This window comes from Kitasatospora sp. NPDC094016, assembly GCF_040304045.1.
Classification (GTDB): domain Bacteria; phylum Actinomycetota; class Actinomycetes; order Streptomycetales; family Streptomycetaceae; genus Kitasatospora.
This window is the reverse complement of the sequence record NZ_JBEOUK010000022.1, coordinates 116,428-130,675: the sequence shown is the minus strand read 5'-3', so window position 1 is coordinate 130,675 and position 14,248 is coordinate 116,428. Positions and strand designations below refer to the sequence as shown.

Sequence of the window (14,248 nt, the reverse complement as noted above, 5' to 3'; positions counted from 1 at the left end):
CAGACCGCCGCCCCACCCGCGTCCACGCACTCTGCACCCAACACGGCATCACAGCAACGGCCTGACCCAGATCAAATACTTCGCCAGCAGAGTCGGCGGGCCGACTTCCTGCGCGGAGCGCGGAGCGTTGGAGGCCGGACGGGTCAGGGGTTGTAGAGGCCGCCGGCCTCGCCGAGGTCGCCCGGGCCGTTGTAGCCCTGAGGACGGCCCTGGTTCCGCGTCCCGGGCCTGTTGGTCTCGACGAAGCGGCAGGCCGCGAAGTGCACGTCCCCCATGCCGGGCCGCAGGATGTCGCTCAGCAGCACGTCGCCGTCGAAGACGATCGAGCGGCCCGCGAGTTGGGGGTCGGTCAGCGTGGCGACGTTGATGACGGTTGCGGCCGGCGTCCCCGGGTCGAGTTCGATGTCGTACCCGCCGCCCACCGGGCTGGCGATCGCCGGGTTTCCCCGGATGGTGAGGCCGCTGGGGTAGGAGATGGTGTAGTTCTGCAGGCTCCGCCCGCCCACCACGGTGCGAGCGGCGCCACGGTCCTGCCCCTGTTCCACGCTGCCACCCCGGTTGGCGCCGTTCTCCACCTGCCCGCCCAGGTCGTCGGGGAGGACCATCCCGTGCTGCGTGTAGAAGTGCACCCTCGTCCCCGCGGGCACCCGGAAGGTGCCGTTCGCGGCCTCCCAGGCGCCGTGACCGCTGAGCACGAGACCGTCCGTACGCGCGGGCGCGGTGTTGTCGGCCTCCCAGTCGTCGTCCGGGTTCTGGTGGTTGATCATGGGCCGGTTCTGGTCGGCCGCGCGCTGGATCCCGGTCGCGCGGAGCATCTGTACGACGGCCGCGTTGCCGTGGCTGCTCTGGAGGCCGAGCAGCGACTGGGCGGCGGCCTGCGCCCGGTTCGGGTTCCTGGTCGCCGACTCCGAAGTGCGGGCCGGCGTGCGGGCCTTGCCGGCGGCGGCACCCTTGGTCCTGTCGTGGGCGTGCATCGTCCCCCTCGCGACTCGAAAGCTCACTCTCCTGGATAGCGGTGACGTCGGCGTGGGCGCCAGGTCCGTACGGGCAGTGCCCGCTGCCTGAAGGCGCACCGCGCGGTGCCCCGGGCGGCGCGGCACCGGGGCCTCGCGCGGAGGTCAGGCCGCGGGTATGCCCGCCGCGTAGAGCCCGGCCCGGCTGCCGCGGTAGGCGACGCCGCCGAAGGCCGTCAGCGAGAGACCGGTGTACTCGGTGCCGAACTCGGCCGGATCGTCCTGCCACTGAAGCCGGCCGGTGGCGAGGTCGAGGGTGTGCAGCCGACCGTCGTTCAGCGCCACGTAGACCCGGCCGTCGGCGACGGCCATCGTGCTCATGCCCCGGCCCAGGCCGTCCGGCACTGAGGAGGTCCACCGGCTGCGGCCCGTACTCGCCTCGACGGCGATGACCCGGTCGTTGCCGAGGAGGCAGAGCGTCCCGTCGGCGACCGGGGCGGGATGGACACCGGGGTGGCCGAGATCGTCACGCTGCCAGAGCACTCGGCCGGTCGCCGCGTCCAGGGCGGAGACAGTCGAGGCGGAGGCGGCCGAAGCGGCGCCGGTCGAGGCGGAGGCGGTCGGGGCGGCGCCGGTCGAGGCGGAGGCGGTCGGGGCGGCGCCGGTCGAGGCGGAGGCGGCGGAAGTGGACAGGTAGAGGACGCCCTCGTGGACCACGGGCCGGTCGACGAGCGTGCCGACGGCGGGCTGCTCCCAGCGTCGCTCACAGGTCTTCGCGTCGAGGGCGGAGATCCCGCCCGCAGGGGCGGCAAGGTACACGGTGCCGCCCGCGACCGCCGGCCCGCAGGCGGCCTCCAGCGGGCCGGCCCACCGGGCCTCGCCGGTGGCCGCGTCGTAGGAGTGGACGCGGCCGTCGCAGATCACGAACACGTCCCCGCCGACGGCGGGGCCGTCCGTCCATCCGGACAGATAGCCCCTCGGCGCCGGCACGGTCCACCGGACGGCTCCGGACGCGGCGTCCAGGGCGTGGACGTGGGAGTCGGTGGTCACGCAGACCAGTCCGTCACCTGCGGCGATCGGCCAGCCGAAGCTGCTGTCGGCGGGGTTGCGCGAGGCGACCTCGGCACTCCAACGCGGGGCGCCGGTCCGCAGGTCGAGGGCCCTGACCGTGCCGTCGAAGTCCGCGACGTAGAGGTCGGACTGCGGGGTGGCCGACAGGGCGACCCGGCTGCCGGTGCCGGTCCTGCTCCAGACGCGGTGGCCGGTGTCGGCGTCCCGCCGCGCCCACCAGCCGATGCCCCCGACGGTGGCGGCGGCCGCCGCCACACCGGCGACGCCCAACAGCATGCGCCTGCGGCTGACGTGGGCGCGGACGGGATCGGTCTGCGATTCGTTCGAGGTCACACCGAAGGTGACCGTCTGCGCCTGCCGCCGGTTGCACCGCGAGGGCGAGCTTCACAGAAGGCGCCGAAAAGGGCGGCCGGGACGCGGCCGGGATGCGGCCGGGATTCTGAAGGTTGTGCGTAGGAAGTCGGACCGGCCGACTTCCTGCGCAAGGGGCTCAGGCCGGACGGCCGACGGTTCGCGGCCGGGTCATCCGATCAGGTTGCCGGGCTCGTCGAGCCACACGTGCTGTTCGCCGGTCGGCGTCATCGTCACGCCGAAGCGGGTGAGGTCCGGTTCGCCGTCGGCGAGCCATCCCCGGCGGGCGCGGACGATCTCGTCCCACAGGCGGCGCGGCCCGGCCTGCCGGACCGCGTCGGCGGCGCCCCAGTCGTGGTGGCGGACGGACGCCCAGGAGCCGGCGCCGTCGGAGAGTCGCATCCGATAGGTGCCGCCGGGGTCCGCGTCGTCCCAGGTGTGGTGATACCGAACGCCGGGCACCCGGAGGCCGATGGCGAACGCCACGTCCACGTTCTCCAGCGCCAGCTCCGGGTCGATCGGCGACGAGCCCCGGAGGATCGGCCGGCCGGTCGGTTCGGCCACCGGGTGGGGGCGCTGGCTGCGGACCCACATGAAGCTGGCGTTGTCCACGAACTTGCCCTGGGAGGGCTCCCCCGGCACGCCGACCACCACGCGCAGGAGTCCGGCGTTGGCGTAGGGCGTGCCCCAGGGGGTGACGATCACGCCGCCGGGGCGGGTCTGTTCGAGCCAGGCGCGCGGCAGTCGGCGAACCGCCGCCGTGGAATGGATGCGATCGTAAGGCGCCCGGAGGGGCCGGCCTTCGAGGCCGTCGCCGGTCGAGCAACTGGGGTGGAAGCCCGCTGCGGTGAGTCGTCGGACCGCTGCGGCGGCGACCGCTCGATCGACCTCGACGGTGGTCACGTGGGCGTCGCCGAGCCTGGCGGAGAGGAGCGCGCTCGTCCATCCGGTGCCGGTGCCGATGTCGAGCACGGTGTTCCCGTCGGCCACGTCCAGGTGCCGGAGCATTCTCGCGACGAGGGAGGGCTTGGAGGCCGAGGAGGTGGCGATGCCCGGCCCGGTATCGAGGCCGTCATCGATCTGGGTGACCACCACCTCGTCGGCGTTCACCAGCGCCCACCAGGAGTCCGGGTGGTCGGCCCGGGTGATCCGGCCGTAGCCGGTCGGGCTGTCGTCGTCCGGGGCCCAGACGGAGTCCGGGACGAAGGAAGAGCGCGGGGCACGCTCGAACGCGCCCCGCCACCCCTCGCCCAGCGCCCCCGCCGATTCCATCCGCGTCAGCAACTGTGCGTATTCATCCATCAGTTGGAGCTCACTTCTTCGACGGCTTCACGGGCTTGGTCCACTGGCCGTCGGACTCCTTCGGGGACTGCTTCTTGTCCCCGTCCTCGCCACCCTTACCGTCTCCGTGCTCGCCCATTCCGGCTCCTCTCGATCGGTGCCGGTCACTCGGGTGCCGGCAAGGTCCTGTCCGGCACGGTAGAGGCCCAACCATGCCGGTGTGAGCCGCATTTCTCCGCATTTCTCCTATGCGCGGCGAGGCTTCCGCACGTTGCTCAGGTGGCTGCCAGTGCCAGCGTCGAGCGCGCACGGGAGATCAGCCGGTGTGCCGCGGGGCCGTACACCGCAGCATCGTGCAGCTTTCCCCAGACCTTCCGGTACAGAGCGATGTCGGCGGGTTCGTCGAGCCACAGCTCAGCGTTCCACGTCTCGACGATCGCGAGCCTGTCGTCGTAGATCCAGAAGCCGTGCTTGGGAATGACCGCCACCGGAGCCCCGAGCGGAACGATCCCCACCTCAACCGAGTCGAGCCCCAGCAGGCCTCCCAGACGGTCGAGTTGAGCAGCCAGAACGTCGGGCGGACAGATCTGCACGTACAGCGCGGCCTCGGACATGATGAAGCGGAAGCGCTTCCCTCGCTGGTAGAGGGACTCCTGGCGCTTCAACCGGGCACATACTCCTTCCTCGATGTCACGTGGCCCGTCATCCAGATCGGTTGCGCGAGTCAGGACGTGGCGGGCGTATTCCGCGATCTGGAAAATGCCCGGGATGATGGCAGGTTCGTAGCCGGTGGTCACCGCCGCCTCCCGGCCGTGCCTGACTCCGGCTTCCTCGCGCACCCGGTGCCCGCCGGCCAGCACCCGCTTCCATCCCCGATAGCGGTACTCCAGGCCTTGCAGCCTGCCCTTCAACTCGGCAGCGGTCTCGGGGCATCCCAGCGCTTCGGCCCACGCATGAAGATCCGCGGGAGTGGCCGTCTGCTTGCCGTTCTCCAGCTTCGAAATCTTCGACGCCGGCCAGCCCAGCCGTCCGGCGAGGTCGCGGCCGTTCACGCCCGCCTCGGTGCGCAACTCCCGTAGCCGCACACCGAGCGACAGCCGCGCCTGCTGAAAATCGGTGCTCACCACCCGGAGGCTACCTGCCGACCGAACTCGCACGTCGGTACCGCGAAGTGCCGTGCGGAATCGCAGGCTTGACATGAGGCAAGCACTGCGTAGGCGGCCGTGCGGTCGTGGAGGTGGCGGGCGCGGGTTTCGCAGAGGGCGCCGAGGAGCGCGGCCAGGAGGTTGACGGTCAGGAGGCCTAGCATCGGCGGCGGTCCCGCTCGCGCTTGTACTCGCGGAGGAGGGCGAGGAGGTTGATGAGGGTGCTGGCCGGGATGTTGCCGAGGGAGACGAGGGCGCGGCCGTTGAGGTCGGTCTCGCCGGGCTGGGCTGAGGGCCAGAGGATCCCGAACTCACGCCCCTCGGTGCGGAGTTCGACGATGAGTCCGGTGATCTGGCGGGCCGTGAGGTGGCGCAGCGCCGGATCGGCCGGATGGATGGGGTGGTGGGCGATCACGCGACACCGTCCAGCTCGAACCAAACGATTTTGCCCAGCTTCAGGGGGTCGACGCCCCACCGGTGGGTGAGGCCGGCGACCAGCTGGAGGCCCCGGCCGGACTCGGCGAGCGGGCACGGCGTTCGCTGCTCGGGGAGGGTGGAGGAGCGGTCCGCGACGGTGACGCGGAGGGTGTCGGAGAGGAAGTGGATGAGGACGACGGGGGAGGTCGTCTCGCCGTGACGCCAGGCGTTGACGATCAGTTCGACGAGGGCGAGCTCGGCGTCCGCGATGGAGGAGGGCGACCAGCCGACGCGGGTCATGCCGTCGCGGAGGGTGTCGCGAGCGAGGGTGAGGGAGGGGGAGTTGAGGTTACGCACGGGGATCTCCCGGAGAGGTGAAGGGGAAATGCCGAGCGGGCCACTGACGCCCGGTTCGGTGATCGGTGCATCACTGACTGTAGGGCACTGGTGGTACATGTACCGGTACTTTTACCCCCGCCTTCACTCGATCGATGGATTGCTGGACCCTTCAAGGGATCGCGATGGATGCTTGGGGGCATGCCACCACGAACCACCCCGTCAGCCAGGCAGGAGCGAGTAGGCACCGAGCTGCGGAAGATGCGCGACTGCGCGGGCCGCACAACGGCCGAAGCCGCCGCGCTGTTCGGATTCGCCCGACCGAAGATCACGCAGATCGAGAAGGGGCAGTACCCGATCAGCGCCGAGCGGGTACGCATGCTCGCCTGCGACTATGAGGAGAGCGATCGCGCCTACGTGGAAGCGCTCGCGGCCATGGCCGAGGAACGCCACAAGGGTTGGTGGGAGGACTACCGAGGGTCCGTGCCGCCCGGCTTCCTCAACATCGCCGAGATGGAGTACTTCTCCAGGGGACTGCTCACGTACCAGATCTCGCACGTCCCCGGCGCTATGCAGACGGAGGAATACGGGAGAGCCATCTTCAAGGATGTCCACCCGCCGCTCTCACCCCGCCACGTGGAAGCCCGCGTCGAGCATCGAGTTCAGCGTTCGGCGTTCCTGATGAGAGACGGAGCCGCGCCGTACTCCGCGTTGGTCCACGAGGCCGCTCTGCGCATGCTGTTCGGCGGCCGCGACGCCGCAAAGCGACAGATGGACCAGCTACTTGAGTACTCGGAACTTCCCCACGTGACGCTTCGGGTGATCACCTTCAGCACCAATGGCTTCATGGGTGCAGGTCAAGGCATCATCCACGCGAGCGGGCCAGTGCCCCGCCTGGACACAGTTCAGCTCGACACTGCCAACGGCCCGATGTTCCTTCACGAGCAGAAGTTGATGGAGAACTATCGCCACATCATCGACAGGATGACAGAGCGATCGCTCACCGAAAGCCAGTCTCGTGACGCCATCAGGCTTATCAAGAAGGAGATCTAGAGCCATGGAAATACTCGACTGGCAGCGTCCAGAGGCTTGCGGTGAGGGCGCGAGCTGCCCGGAGGTAGCCGTCACCTCCGACGCCGTCTATGTCCGCAGCAGCCTCCGGCCCGACGCGATCGCCCAACTCGATGTCACCGAATGGCGCGACCTCCTCTCCGCCATCCGCGCCGGCGAGTTCGACCTCTGATCCACCGCACCGGGCGGGCCATTCGTCGAACGGCCCGCCCTCCGCACACCCGATCCTGGCCGTCCCCCTTGGGACCCTTCCGCCTCTGCTGACCCAGCCGTCCGATAATCACAAGACGGCCTGATCCCGCCGTTCCCCAACCGCCCCCGAACGGACACCGGTTTGCCGCCGAGGAGGGCCGGGGTAGTGCCGAGGAGTTCGCACTCCCACGGACTCCAAGTCCGGTGCGGGCACTGATGCTTAGACATTGCGAAGGGATCGATATCCATGAACAGGACCCTCCGGAACGCCCTCGTGGCAGTCGCCGCCGCCGGCGCCCTCGCCGCTGCCGCCGCCGCTCCCGCCATGGCCGCAGGCACCGAGCAGGCCCAGCCGACGGCCCGGGTGCAGACGCAGCTCAGCAACCCGAAGACGGTCAAGGCCGACGACTTCAACAAGGCCCGCGACATCCTGATCAAGGCGGGCAGCAAGACGGCCGAGAAGACCCACCCGTCCCACGGCGTCAAGGACGTCCCCGTCTCCTACGGCACGAGCCTGCTCGCCGAGGCCCGCGACGAGTTCCGCGCGACGGACAAGAACCTGCCCGAGAAGGACAAGCAGTCCGGCATGTCCCACGCCCACTACAAGGCCGTCCACGACGCGGCCAAGAAGATGGGCATCGACACCTGGTAGCCCCGCCGGTAGGCCCTCGCGCGGCCTCCCCGCCGCGCGAGGGCCTACCGCCCCCCTCAGCTCTACCGGCCTACCCGGGCGTCGGGTCCTGCCTGCTCGGCCGGCCGTCCGGGTCGACAGTGAACACCGCGGTCTCGGTCCCCTCCACCCCGGTCACCGCGATCCGGTCCGGCCCGGACCAGTCGACCCTGCCGAACTCGCCGCCACGGACGTCCCATTCGCCCAGTTCCCAGTGGCGGGCGGACCAGCCACTGCCGGTCAACAGCTCGACCCGGTAGATCGGGTCGATCGAGAAGGCGACATCGGTCACGGTCAGCACGCGGTCCGGGTGCTCCGGGTGGCTCTTCCGGCTGACGGGCTGCCCGTCGCGGTCGAGCAGCAGCGACAGGAGCACGGCCACCCCGGCGAGGAAGACGAGCGACACCAGGGCGGCCGCGCACCCGACCTGCGACCACCAGGTGCGGAACTCGAACTGGATCACCAGCGAGACCACGGCCAGCACGACGGTGGCGCCGAGCAGCGGCAGCGGGTGGTTGAGCCAGCGCTCGACCTCTACCAGCCCGCCTGAGAACGAGGCCTGATAGCCCGGCAGATAGACCAGGAACGCCGCCAGCGCCACACCTCTGAGCCACCACACGATCCGCTTGCGACGTGCCGCCGTCATGCGCCCCTCCCCAGGGTGAGCCTTTGCCCGGACTTTACTACCGGATGTCCGGCGGTTGGGGCTCCGGTCGGCTCCGGCCCAGGCCCTGGGCGTCTACCGGTGCCGGCCACGACTCAGGACCGGCCACGACTCAGGACCGGCCACGACGCAGTACCGGCCACGACGCAGTACCGGCCACGACGCCGGAAGGCCCGGGCGGACATCGCTGTCCTCCCGGGCCTCCCGCTACCGGCCACACCCCCGTCACCGCCGGTAGAAGACGCTCCTCGACCAGAAGTAGCCGATCAGCGTCAGCCCGGTGCACCACGCCAGCGCGCTCCAGGCGCTGTTGCCGATCGGGGTGCCCATCAGCAGCCCCCGCAGGGTCTCGATGATCGGCGTGAACGGCTGGTACTCGGCGAACCACCGCAGGGCGGTCGGCATCGAGTCGGGCGGGACGATCGCGCTGCCGATGAAGGGCAGGAACTGTATCGGCATCGGCAGGTTGCTGGCGCTCTCCACCGTCTTGGCGACCAGCCCGATGCCCGCCGATATCCAGGTCAGCGCGACAGTGACGAACAGCAGCAGTCCGACGGCCGCCAGCCATTCCACCAGCCCGGCGTTGGGCCGGAAGCCCATCGCGAGCGCCGCGCCGACCACCAGGACCAGGCCGAGCATGGTCTGTATCACGCTGCCGACCACGTGCCCGGCCAGGAAGGCCGAGCGTGAGATCGCCATCGTGCGGAAGCGGTTGACGATGCCTTCCGTCATGTCGACGCAGACCCCGATCGCCGTGACCAGCGACCCCGAGGCGGCCGCCATCAGCAGGATGCCGGGCGTCACGTAGTCGATGTAGCTGCCGCCGCCGATGCCCGCACCGAGCGCGCCGCCGTAGGCGTAGTTGAACAGCAGCAGCATCATCACCGGCATGATCACGACCGCGAAGGTCAGCGACGGGTACCTCAGCGCGTGCTTGAGGTTGCGCCGCAGCATGGTCAGCGAGTCACTGACCGCGTAGCTCACCGAAGCGCTCATCGGGCGCCCTCCCCGGTCAGAGTGAGGAACACGTCGTCCAGATCGGCCGTCTCCACGACCAGCGACTCGGCCTGGACCGAGGCGTTGTCGAGCGCGTCCAGCACCGCCTTCACGGTGACCACGGAGTTGTCCCCCGGGATGTCCAGTCGCAGCGCCTCGGTGTCGACCGCGGCGTAGTCGAACAGCCCGGCGGCAGCACCCAGCTGGGCGGCATCCGCGAACTGGAGCCGGATCCGCCCACCGGGGACGATCCGCTTCAGCTCGTCCGCCGTGCCCTCGGCGACGATCCGCCCGCCGTCCAGGACGGCGATCCGGTCGGCGAGTTCGTCGGCCTCCTCCAGGTACTGGGTGGTGAGGAAGATCGTCACCCCGTGGTCGGCGACCAGCCCCCGGATGATCTCCCACATCGTCCGCCGGCTGCGCGGGTCCAGCCCGGTGGTCGGCTCGTCGAGGAAGATCACCCGCGGATCGCCGACCAGCGTCATCGCCAGGTCGAGCTTGCGCCGCATGCCGCCGGAGAAGGTGACGACCGGCTTGCGCGCCGCCTCCGTGAGGTCGAACCGCCGCAGCAGATCCTCGGCCCGCCTCCGCCCCTCCCGACGGGGGAGGTGGTTGAGGTCCGCCATCAGCAGCAGGTTCTCCTCGGCGGTGAGCAGGTTGTCCACCGCCGAGAACTGGCCGGTGACACCGATCGCCGCCCGCACTCCGGAGGCCCGCTCGACCACGTCGTGCCCGGCCACCCGGGCCACCCCGCCGTCGGCCGGGATCAGGGTGGAGAGGATCTGCACGGTGGTGGTCTTGCCGGCGCCGTTCGGCCCGAGCAGGGCGAACACGCTGCCCGCCGGAATCTCCAGGTCGATGCCGTTCAGCACGGCCTTGTCACCGTAGGACTTGGTCAGTCCGACTGCCGAGATCGCCGCCATCACGCCCTCCGGATCACGACGTCGCCGAGCTGGGTGCGGCCGCGGACCTCGACGGTCTCCCGGGCGTCGCCCGGGCCCTGCGCCGCGCCGAGGGCGTTGCGCACGGTGCCGACCTTGCTGTGCACGTCGAGCCAGGCCGCCGTGCCCTCCGCGATGCCGACCTCCAAGTCCCCCAGGGAGGTCTGCATGGTGACCTGGCCGCGCACCACCCGGCCGATCCGGATCGGGCCGTGCGCCGTCTTGGCGTCCACCCCCGCGTGGGCGGTGCCGACCTCGATCCGGCCGAAGGAGGAGCTCGCCTTGAGCGCCCCGTGGACCTCGCGGACCTCCGTGTCGCCGTTGCTGTTCTTGACCGTCAGCGCGCCCCCGACCGTGCCGACCGCGACCCGGCCGAGCCCGGAGACCTCCGCGTCCCCGTCGACCGAGTCGACCCGGACCTCCCCGTGGTCGGTCTTGAGCCGCGCGCTCGCGGCCTGCTCGACCTGGATCCGGCCGAGCGAGGTCTTCAGCCGGCAGTCGCCGAGCGGGCCCTCGGCGACGAAGGTGGCCATCGGGGCGTCGGCGTTGATCTCCGAGCCCGCCGGCAGCTCGATCAGGATGTCGATCGAGCCGATCCGGCCGAACGGCGAGCGCTTCTTCGGGCCCTTGAGGGTGAACCGGCCGCCGGCGTAGTCGACCTGGGTCTGCTGGGCGGCCTTGACGTCCGCCTCCTCGGCGGGGTTGGCGGGCTTGACCTCGACCACGGTGTCGGTGCGCTTGCTCGCGCTGATCCGCACCGAGCCGATCTCGAATTCGAGGGTGGCCGAGATCGGTCCGTCGGTCTCGTACGTAGGCATGGCTGTCCCGTCCTCTTGACTCTGATGGGTGTTCCCGCTGGTCGGAGCGGGGGTGACGTCGTTGCGGGTGGAGCGCGGATGGAGCGGATGGAGCGGGTCCAACAGGCGGAGCGGGCGGAAGCGTCAGTGGACCCAGCCGGTGAAGCCCTGGCCGCCGCCGCGGCGCGGGCGAGCCGTCGGCTGGGGGGCCTGCGGCGCGGCCGGGCGGGCGGGCGGCTCGCCGGCCTCCAGCACGCCGGCGACGGCCCGGACCAGCCAGGCGTTGAGGGAGAGGCCCTCCTGCCCGGCGGCCTCCTCGGCCCGGGCCTTGAGGTGGGCGGGCAGGCGCAGGTTGATCCGGGCCGTGCCCGTCTCGTCCGACTCCGGCACCACGGGCGGCGCCACTGGCACCACCGATGCCACCATCGGCGCCATCAGTGGCGCCACGGGCGGCACATCACCGTGGAAGGTGTCGGCGCCGGGCGGTACGGTGACCACGAACTCGGGATCGAGCCCGCGCAACCGCACGTCCACCGAGCCGGGGGCGAGCTCGCGGGTCACTTCGCCCATCGCGGCCGAGAGCGCGTTGAGCAGGGTGAGCCGCACGGCGGAATCCAGCGGCAGCGTCAGCCGCTCGGCCAGCGCGCGGGCTTCGTCCCCGCCCGTGCCCGCGGCCACCGCGAGCTCGTTCCGAAGGTTTTCGACGTACGGCGTGAGGTCCATGGCCTCAGCATGGCACAGCGATGGTGCCATGTCGAGCCATTAGTGGTGCCACTTTGGCGCCACCTCCGAGTGGGCACAGAGAACCGCCCCGCCGACAGCTGCCGACGGGGCGGTTCAGGGGCACTTCGCGGGGCGTCCACCAGGGCGGACGCCGGGGATCAGGCCTTCCAGCCCGCCAGGTAGGCGTCGATCTCGCCGGCCAGCCGCGCCTTGCCCGCCACGTCCAGGAAGGACGCCTCGACCGCGTTGCGCGCCAGCGCCGCCACCCCGGACTCGTCCAGGCCCAGCAACCGCGCCGCGACGGCGTACTCGGTGTTGAGGTCGGTGCCGAACATCGGCGGGTCGTCGCTGTTGATCGTGACCAGCAGCCCGGCGTCCACCATCCGCTTGATCGGGTGCTCCTCGATCCGCTCCACCGCCCGGGTGGCGATGTTGGAGGTCGGGCAGACCTCCAGCGGAATCCGGTGCTCGCCCAGGTGGTCCAGCAGCGCCGGGTCCTTCACCGACTGCGTGCCGTGCCCGATGCGCTCGGCGCCGAGCACCCGGATCGCGTCCCAGACCGTCTCCGGCCCGGTGGTCTCGCCCGCGTGCGGGACGCTGCGCAGGCCGGCCGCCCGCGCCCGGTCGAAGTAGGGCTTGAACTGCGGGCGCGGCACGCCGATCTCCGGGCCGCCGAGGCCGAAGCTGACCAGGCCCTCGGGGGCCAGGTCGACGGCGAGCCGGGCGGTCTCCTCGGCGGCCTCCAGGCCGGCCTCGCCGGGGATGTCGAAGCACCAGCGCAGGACGACCCCGAGCTCCTTCTCGGCGCGCAGCCGAGCGTCCTCGATCGCCTCCATGAAGGCGACGTCCGGGATGCCCCGCTTGACCGAGGAGTACGGGGTGATGGTCAGTTCGGCGTACCGGATGTTCTGGCGCGCCATGTCCTCGGCCACGCCGTAGGTGAGCGCGCGGACGTCCTCGGCGTCGCGGATCAGGTCCACGACGCTCAGGTAGACGTCGACGAAGTGCGCGAAGTCGGTGAAGGTGAAGTACTCGGCGAGCGCCGCCGGGTCGGTCGGCACCTTCGACCGACCGCGGTGGCGGGCCGCCAGCTCGGCGACGACGCGCGGCGAGGCCGAGCCCACGTGGTGGACGTGCAGCTCCGCCTTGGGCATCCCGGCGATGAACGCCTCGATGCCCCCCTGGCCACTGGGGTTTCCGATCCGACTTCCGTCCGGCTGGACCACGGTGGTTCCCTACTTCCTCTACGCGCGTACCGACAGGTGCTGGCAAGGATAGGCCGCCCCGGGGTCAGCCTCCGAGGGCGGTCGCCACGGTGTGGATGAGCAGCCCGGCCATGGCGCCGACGACGGTTCCGTTGATCCGGATGAACTGCAGGTCGCGGCCCACGTTGGCCTCGATCTTGCGGGAGGCGTCGTCGGCGTCCCAGCCCGCCACCGTCTCGGAGATCAGCGAGGTGATCTCGGCGCGGTAGGTGTCGACCAGGTACTGGGCGGCGCCCTGGAGCCAGCCGTCCACCTTGGCCTGGAGCTTGGCGTCGGTGGCCAGGCGCGCGCCGAAGCTGCTCACGCCCTCACGGATGCGCCGGCGCAGTTCGCTGTCCTCGTCCTCGGCCGCGTTCACCACCAGGGTCCGGACGGCCGCCCAGGTGGAGGCGATCAGGTCCTGCACCTCGGGCCGGGCCAGCAGTTCCACCTTGGCCCGCTCCACCCGGGCGATGGTCTCCGGGTCGGTCTGCAGTTCGGTCGCGAAGTCGGCGAGGAAGTTGTCGATGGCACCGCGGGCCGGGTGGTCCGGGTCGTCCCGGATGTCGGTGACGAACCGCATCAGCTCCTTGTAGACCCGCTCGCCGACCTGGTGGTCGAGGAACTTGGGCGTCCAGCCCGGGGTCTTCTGGGTGACCCGCTGGACCACCTCCTCGTGGTTGGCGGTCAGCCAGCCGTGCGCCCGGACGGCCACCAGGTCGACCACGCCGTGGTGCCCGCCGTCCGCGACCACCTTGCCCAGCATCCGGCCCATCGGCTCGGCCACCGAGGTGGCCGCCGCCCGCCTGGTCACCGCCTCGGCGACGACCGCCTGCACGTCGTCGTCCCGGAGCACCTCGAGCACCCCGCGCAGCGCCGCCGAGGCCTCCTTGGTGACCCGCTCGGCGCTGCCCGGCGCGGCCAGCCACTCCCCCAGCCGCCGGGCGATGCCCAGCGACGCGAGGCGCCCGCGCACCACGTGGCCGGAGAGGAAGTTGTCGCCGACGAAGTCGCCGAGCGAGCGTCCGAAGGCGTCCTTCTTGGTCGGGATGATCGCGGTGTGCGGGATCGGCAGGCCGAGCGGGCGGCGGAACAGCGCCGTCACCGCGAACCAGTCGGCCAGCGCGCCGACCATGCCCGCCTCGGCGGCCGCCGCCACGTACCCGGCCCAGGCGCCGGCGCCGGCCGCCTTGGCCCAGGTGGCGAGGGCGAAGACCAGGCTCGCGAAGGCCAGCAGGCCGGTCGCGATGGTCTTCATCCGGCGGACGCCATGTCTCTTCTGCTCGTCGGCGGCGGTGAACCGGACCCCGGGGCCCGTACCGCTGAAGGCTTCGTCACTCACCCCGCCAGTCTGCCCGCTGCCCGGCGCGGGCGAGGGCGCGCCCCGCGATCACGC

16 protein-coding genes are annotated in these 14,248 nt (G+C 71.2%); 3 read left to right on the top strand and 13 right to left on the bottom strand.

Annotated elements, in window-relative coordinates; genetic code table 11:
• Positions 1-143: 143 nt before the first annotated feature.
• From ABT015_RS21290 to ABT015_RS21265, 6 genes are all read right to left on the bottom strand, one after another.
• Positions 144-974 carry a putative adhesin gene (locus tag ABT015_RS21290; protein ID WP_350881253.1) on the bottom strand — a complete coding sequence of 277 codons (831 nt, stop codon included), beginning with the start codon at positions 972-974 and terminating at the stop codon, positions 144-146.
• Positions 975-1,118: 144 nt separating this feature from the next.
• Positions 1,119-2,357 carry an outer membrane protein assembly factor BamB family protein gene (locus ABT015_RS21285; protein ID WP_350881251.1) on the bottom strand — a complete coding sequence of 413 codons (1,239 nt, stop codon included), beginning with the start codon at positions 2,355-2,357 and terminating at the stop codon, positions 1,119-1,121.
• 189 nt (positions 2,358-2,546) lie between these two features.
• Positions 2,547-3,677: a methyltransferase domain-containing protein gene (locus tag ABT015_RS21280; RefSeq protein ID WP_350881249.1), complete on the bottom strand. Its 1,131-nt coding sequence runs from the start codon at positions 3,675-3,677 to the stop codon at positions 2,547-2,549.
• Between the two features lie 254 nt (positions 3,678-3,931).
• Positions 3,932-4,780 (bottom strand): helix-turn-helix domain-containing protein, encoded by an 849-nt coding sequence (locus ABT015_RS21275; protein WP_350881247.1) that lies wholly within the window; start codon positions 4,778-4,780, stop codon positions 3,932-3,934.
• 178 nt (positions 4,781-4,958) lie between these two features.
• Positions 4,959-5,216: a hypothetical protein gene (locus ABT015_RS21270; protein ID WP_350881245.1), complete on the bottom strand. Its 258-nt coding sequence runs from the start codon at positions 5,214-5,216 to the stop codon at positions 4,959-4,961.
• Positions 5,213-5,575 carry an ATP-binding protein gene (locus ABT015_RS21265; RefSeq protein WP_350881243.1) on the bottom strand — a complete coding sequence of 121 codons (363 nt, stop codon included), beginning with the start codon at positions 5,573-5,575 and terminating at the stop codon, positions 5,213-5,215. Before ABT015_RS21265 ends, ABT015_RS21270 begins: the two co-directional genes overlap by 4 nt.
• Positions 5,576-5,755: 180 nt before the next feature.
• On the opposite strand from ABT015_RS21265, the gene ABT015_RS21260 reads away from it, so the two are divergent.
• From ABT015_RS21260 to ABT015_RS21250, 3 genes are all read left to right on the top strand, one after another.
• Positions 5,756-6,607 carry a helix-turn-helix domain-containing protein gene (locus ABT015_RS21260; protein ID WP_350881241.1) on the top strand — a complete coding sequence of 284 codons (852 nt, stop codon included), beginning with the start codon at positions 5,756-5,758 and terminating at the stop codon, positions 6,605-6,607.
• Positions 6,608-6,611: 4 nt separating this feature from the next.
• The gene (locus ABT015_RS21255; RefSeq protein WP_350881239.1) at positions 6,612-6,797 is read left to right on the top strand and encodes a DUF397 domain-containing protein; all 186 of its coding nucleotides are present in this window, start codon (positions 6,612-6,614) and stop codon (positions 6,795-6,797) included.
• 267 nt (positions 6,798-7,064) lie between these two features.
• Positions 7,065-7,469, top strand: a complete 405-nt coding sequence (locus ABT015_RS21250) for a hypothetical protein (RefSeq protein ID WP_350881237.1) — start codon at positions 7,065-7,067, stop codon at positions 7,467-7,469.
• Between the two features lie 70 nt (positions 7,470-7,539).
• On the opposite strand, the gene ABT015_RS21245 is transcribed toward ABT015_RS21250, so the two are convergent.
• From ABT015_RS21245 to ABT015_RS21215, 7 genes are all read right to left on the bottom strand, one after another.
• Entirely contained in the window at positions 7,540-8,133 is a 594-nt protein-coding gene (locus ABT015_RS21245; RefSeq protein ID WP_350881235.1) for a hypothetical protein, read from the bottom strand.
• A gap of 243 nt (positions 8,134-8,376) precedes the next feature.
• A complete protein-coding gene (locus ABT015_RS21240) occupies positions 8,377-9,147 on the bottom strand; it encodes an ABC transporter permease (protein ID WP_063349237.1) in 771 nt (256 codons plus the stop codon).
• Positions 9,144-10,070, bottom strand: a complete 927-nt coding sequence (locus tag ABT015_RS21235) for an ATP-binding cassette domain-containing protein (protein WP_350881233.1) — start codon at positions 10,068-10,070, stop codon at positions 9,144-9,146. The genes ABT015_RS21240 and ABT015_RS21235 overlap by 4 nt, the downstream gene beginning before the upstream one ends.
• The gene (locus ABT015_RS21230) at positions 10,070-10,906 is read right to left on the bottom strand and encodes a DUF4097 family beta strand repeat-containing protein (RefSeq protein WP_350881231.1); all 837 of its coding nucleotides are present in this window, start codon (positions 10,904-10,906) and stop codon (positions 10,070-10,072) included. Before ABT015_RS21230 ends, ABT015_RS21235 begins: the two co-directional genes overlap by 1 nt.
• Before the next feature lie 123 nt (positions 10,907-11,029).
• Positions 11,030-11,608, bottom strand: coding sequence for a toxin-antitoxin system HicB family antitoxin (locus ABT015_RS21225; RefSeq protein WP_350881229.1), 579 nt, complete (start codon positions 11,606-11,608; stop codon positions 11,030-11,032).
• Positions 11,609-11,766: 158 nt separating this feature from the next.
• The gene (locus ABT015_RS21220; protein ID WP_350881271.1) at positions 11,767-12,810 is read right to left on the bottom strand and encodes an adenosine deaminase; all 1,044 of its coding nucleotides are present in this window, start codon (positions 12,808-12,810) and stop codon (positions 11,767-11,769) included.
• A gap of 88 nt (positions 12,811-12,898) precedes the next feature.
• Positions 12,899-14,194: a DUF445 domain-containing protein gene (locus ABT015_RS21215; RefSeq protein WP_350881227.1), complete on the bottom strand. Its 1,296-nt coding sequence runs from the start codon at positions 14,192-14,194 to the stop codon at positions 12,899-12,901.
• Positions 14,195-14,248 lie beyond the last annotated feature (54 nt).

Coding starts and splice junctions, on each gene's coding strand:
- ABT015_RS21260 (WP_350881241.1), top strand. CDS start 5,756: ATGCCACCACGAACCACCCCGTCAGCCAGGCAGGAGCGAGTAGGCACC.
- ABT015_RS21250 (WP_350881237.1), top strand. CDS start 7,065: ATGAACAGGACCCTCCGGAACGCCCTCGTGGCAGTCGCCGCCGCCGGC.
- ABT015_RS21280 (WP_350881249.1), bottom strand. CDS start 3,677: ATGGATGAATACGCACAGTTGCTGACGCGGATGGAATCGGCGGGGGCG.
- ABT015_RS21235 (WP_350881233.1), bottom strand. CDS start 10,070: ATGGCGGCGATCTCGGCAGTCGGACTGACCAAGTCCTACGGTGACAAG.
- ABT015_RS21240 (WP_063349237.1), bottom strand. CDS start 9,147: ATGAGCGCTTCGGTGAGCTACGCGGTCAGTGACTCGCTGACCATGCTG.
- ABT015_RS21290 (WP_350881253.1), bottom strand. CDS start 974: ATGCACGCCCACGACAGGACCAAGGGTGCCGCCGCCGGCAAGGCCCGC.
- ABT015_RS21255 (WP_350881239.1), top strand. CDS start 6,612: ATGGAAATACTCGACTGGCAGCGTCCAGAGGCTTGCGGTGAGGGCGCG.
- ABT015_RS21230 (WP_350881231.1), bottom strand. CDS start 10,906: ATGCCTACGTACGAGACCGACGGACCGATCTCGGCCACCCTCGAATTC.
- ABT015_RS21245 (WP_350881235.1), bottom strand. CDS start 8,133: ATGACGGCGGCACGTCGCAAGCGGATCGTGTGGTGGCTCAGAGGTGTG.
- ABT015_RS21225 (WP_350881229.1), bottom strand. CDS start 11,608: ATGGACCTCACGCCGTACGTCGAAAACCTTCGGAACGAGCTCGCGGTG.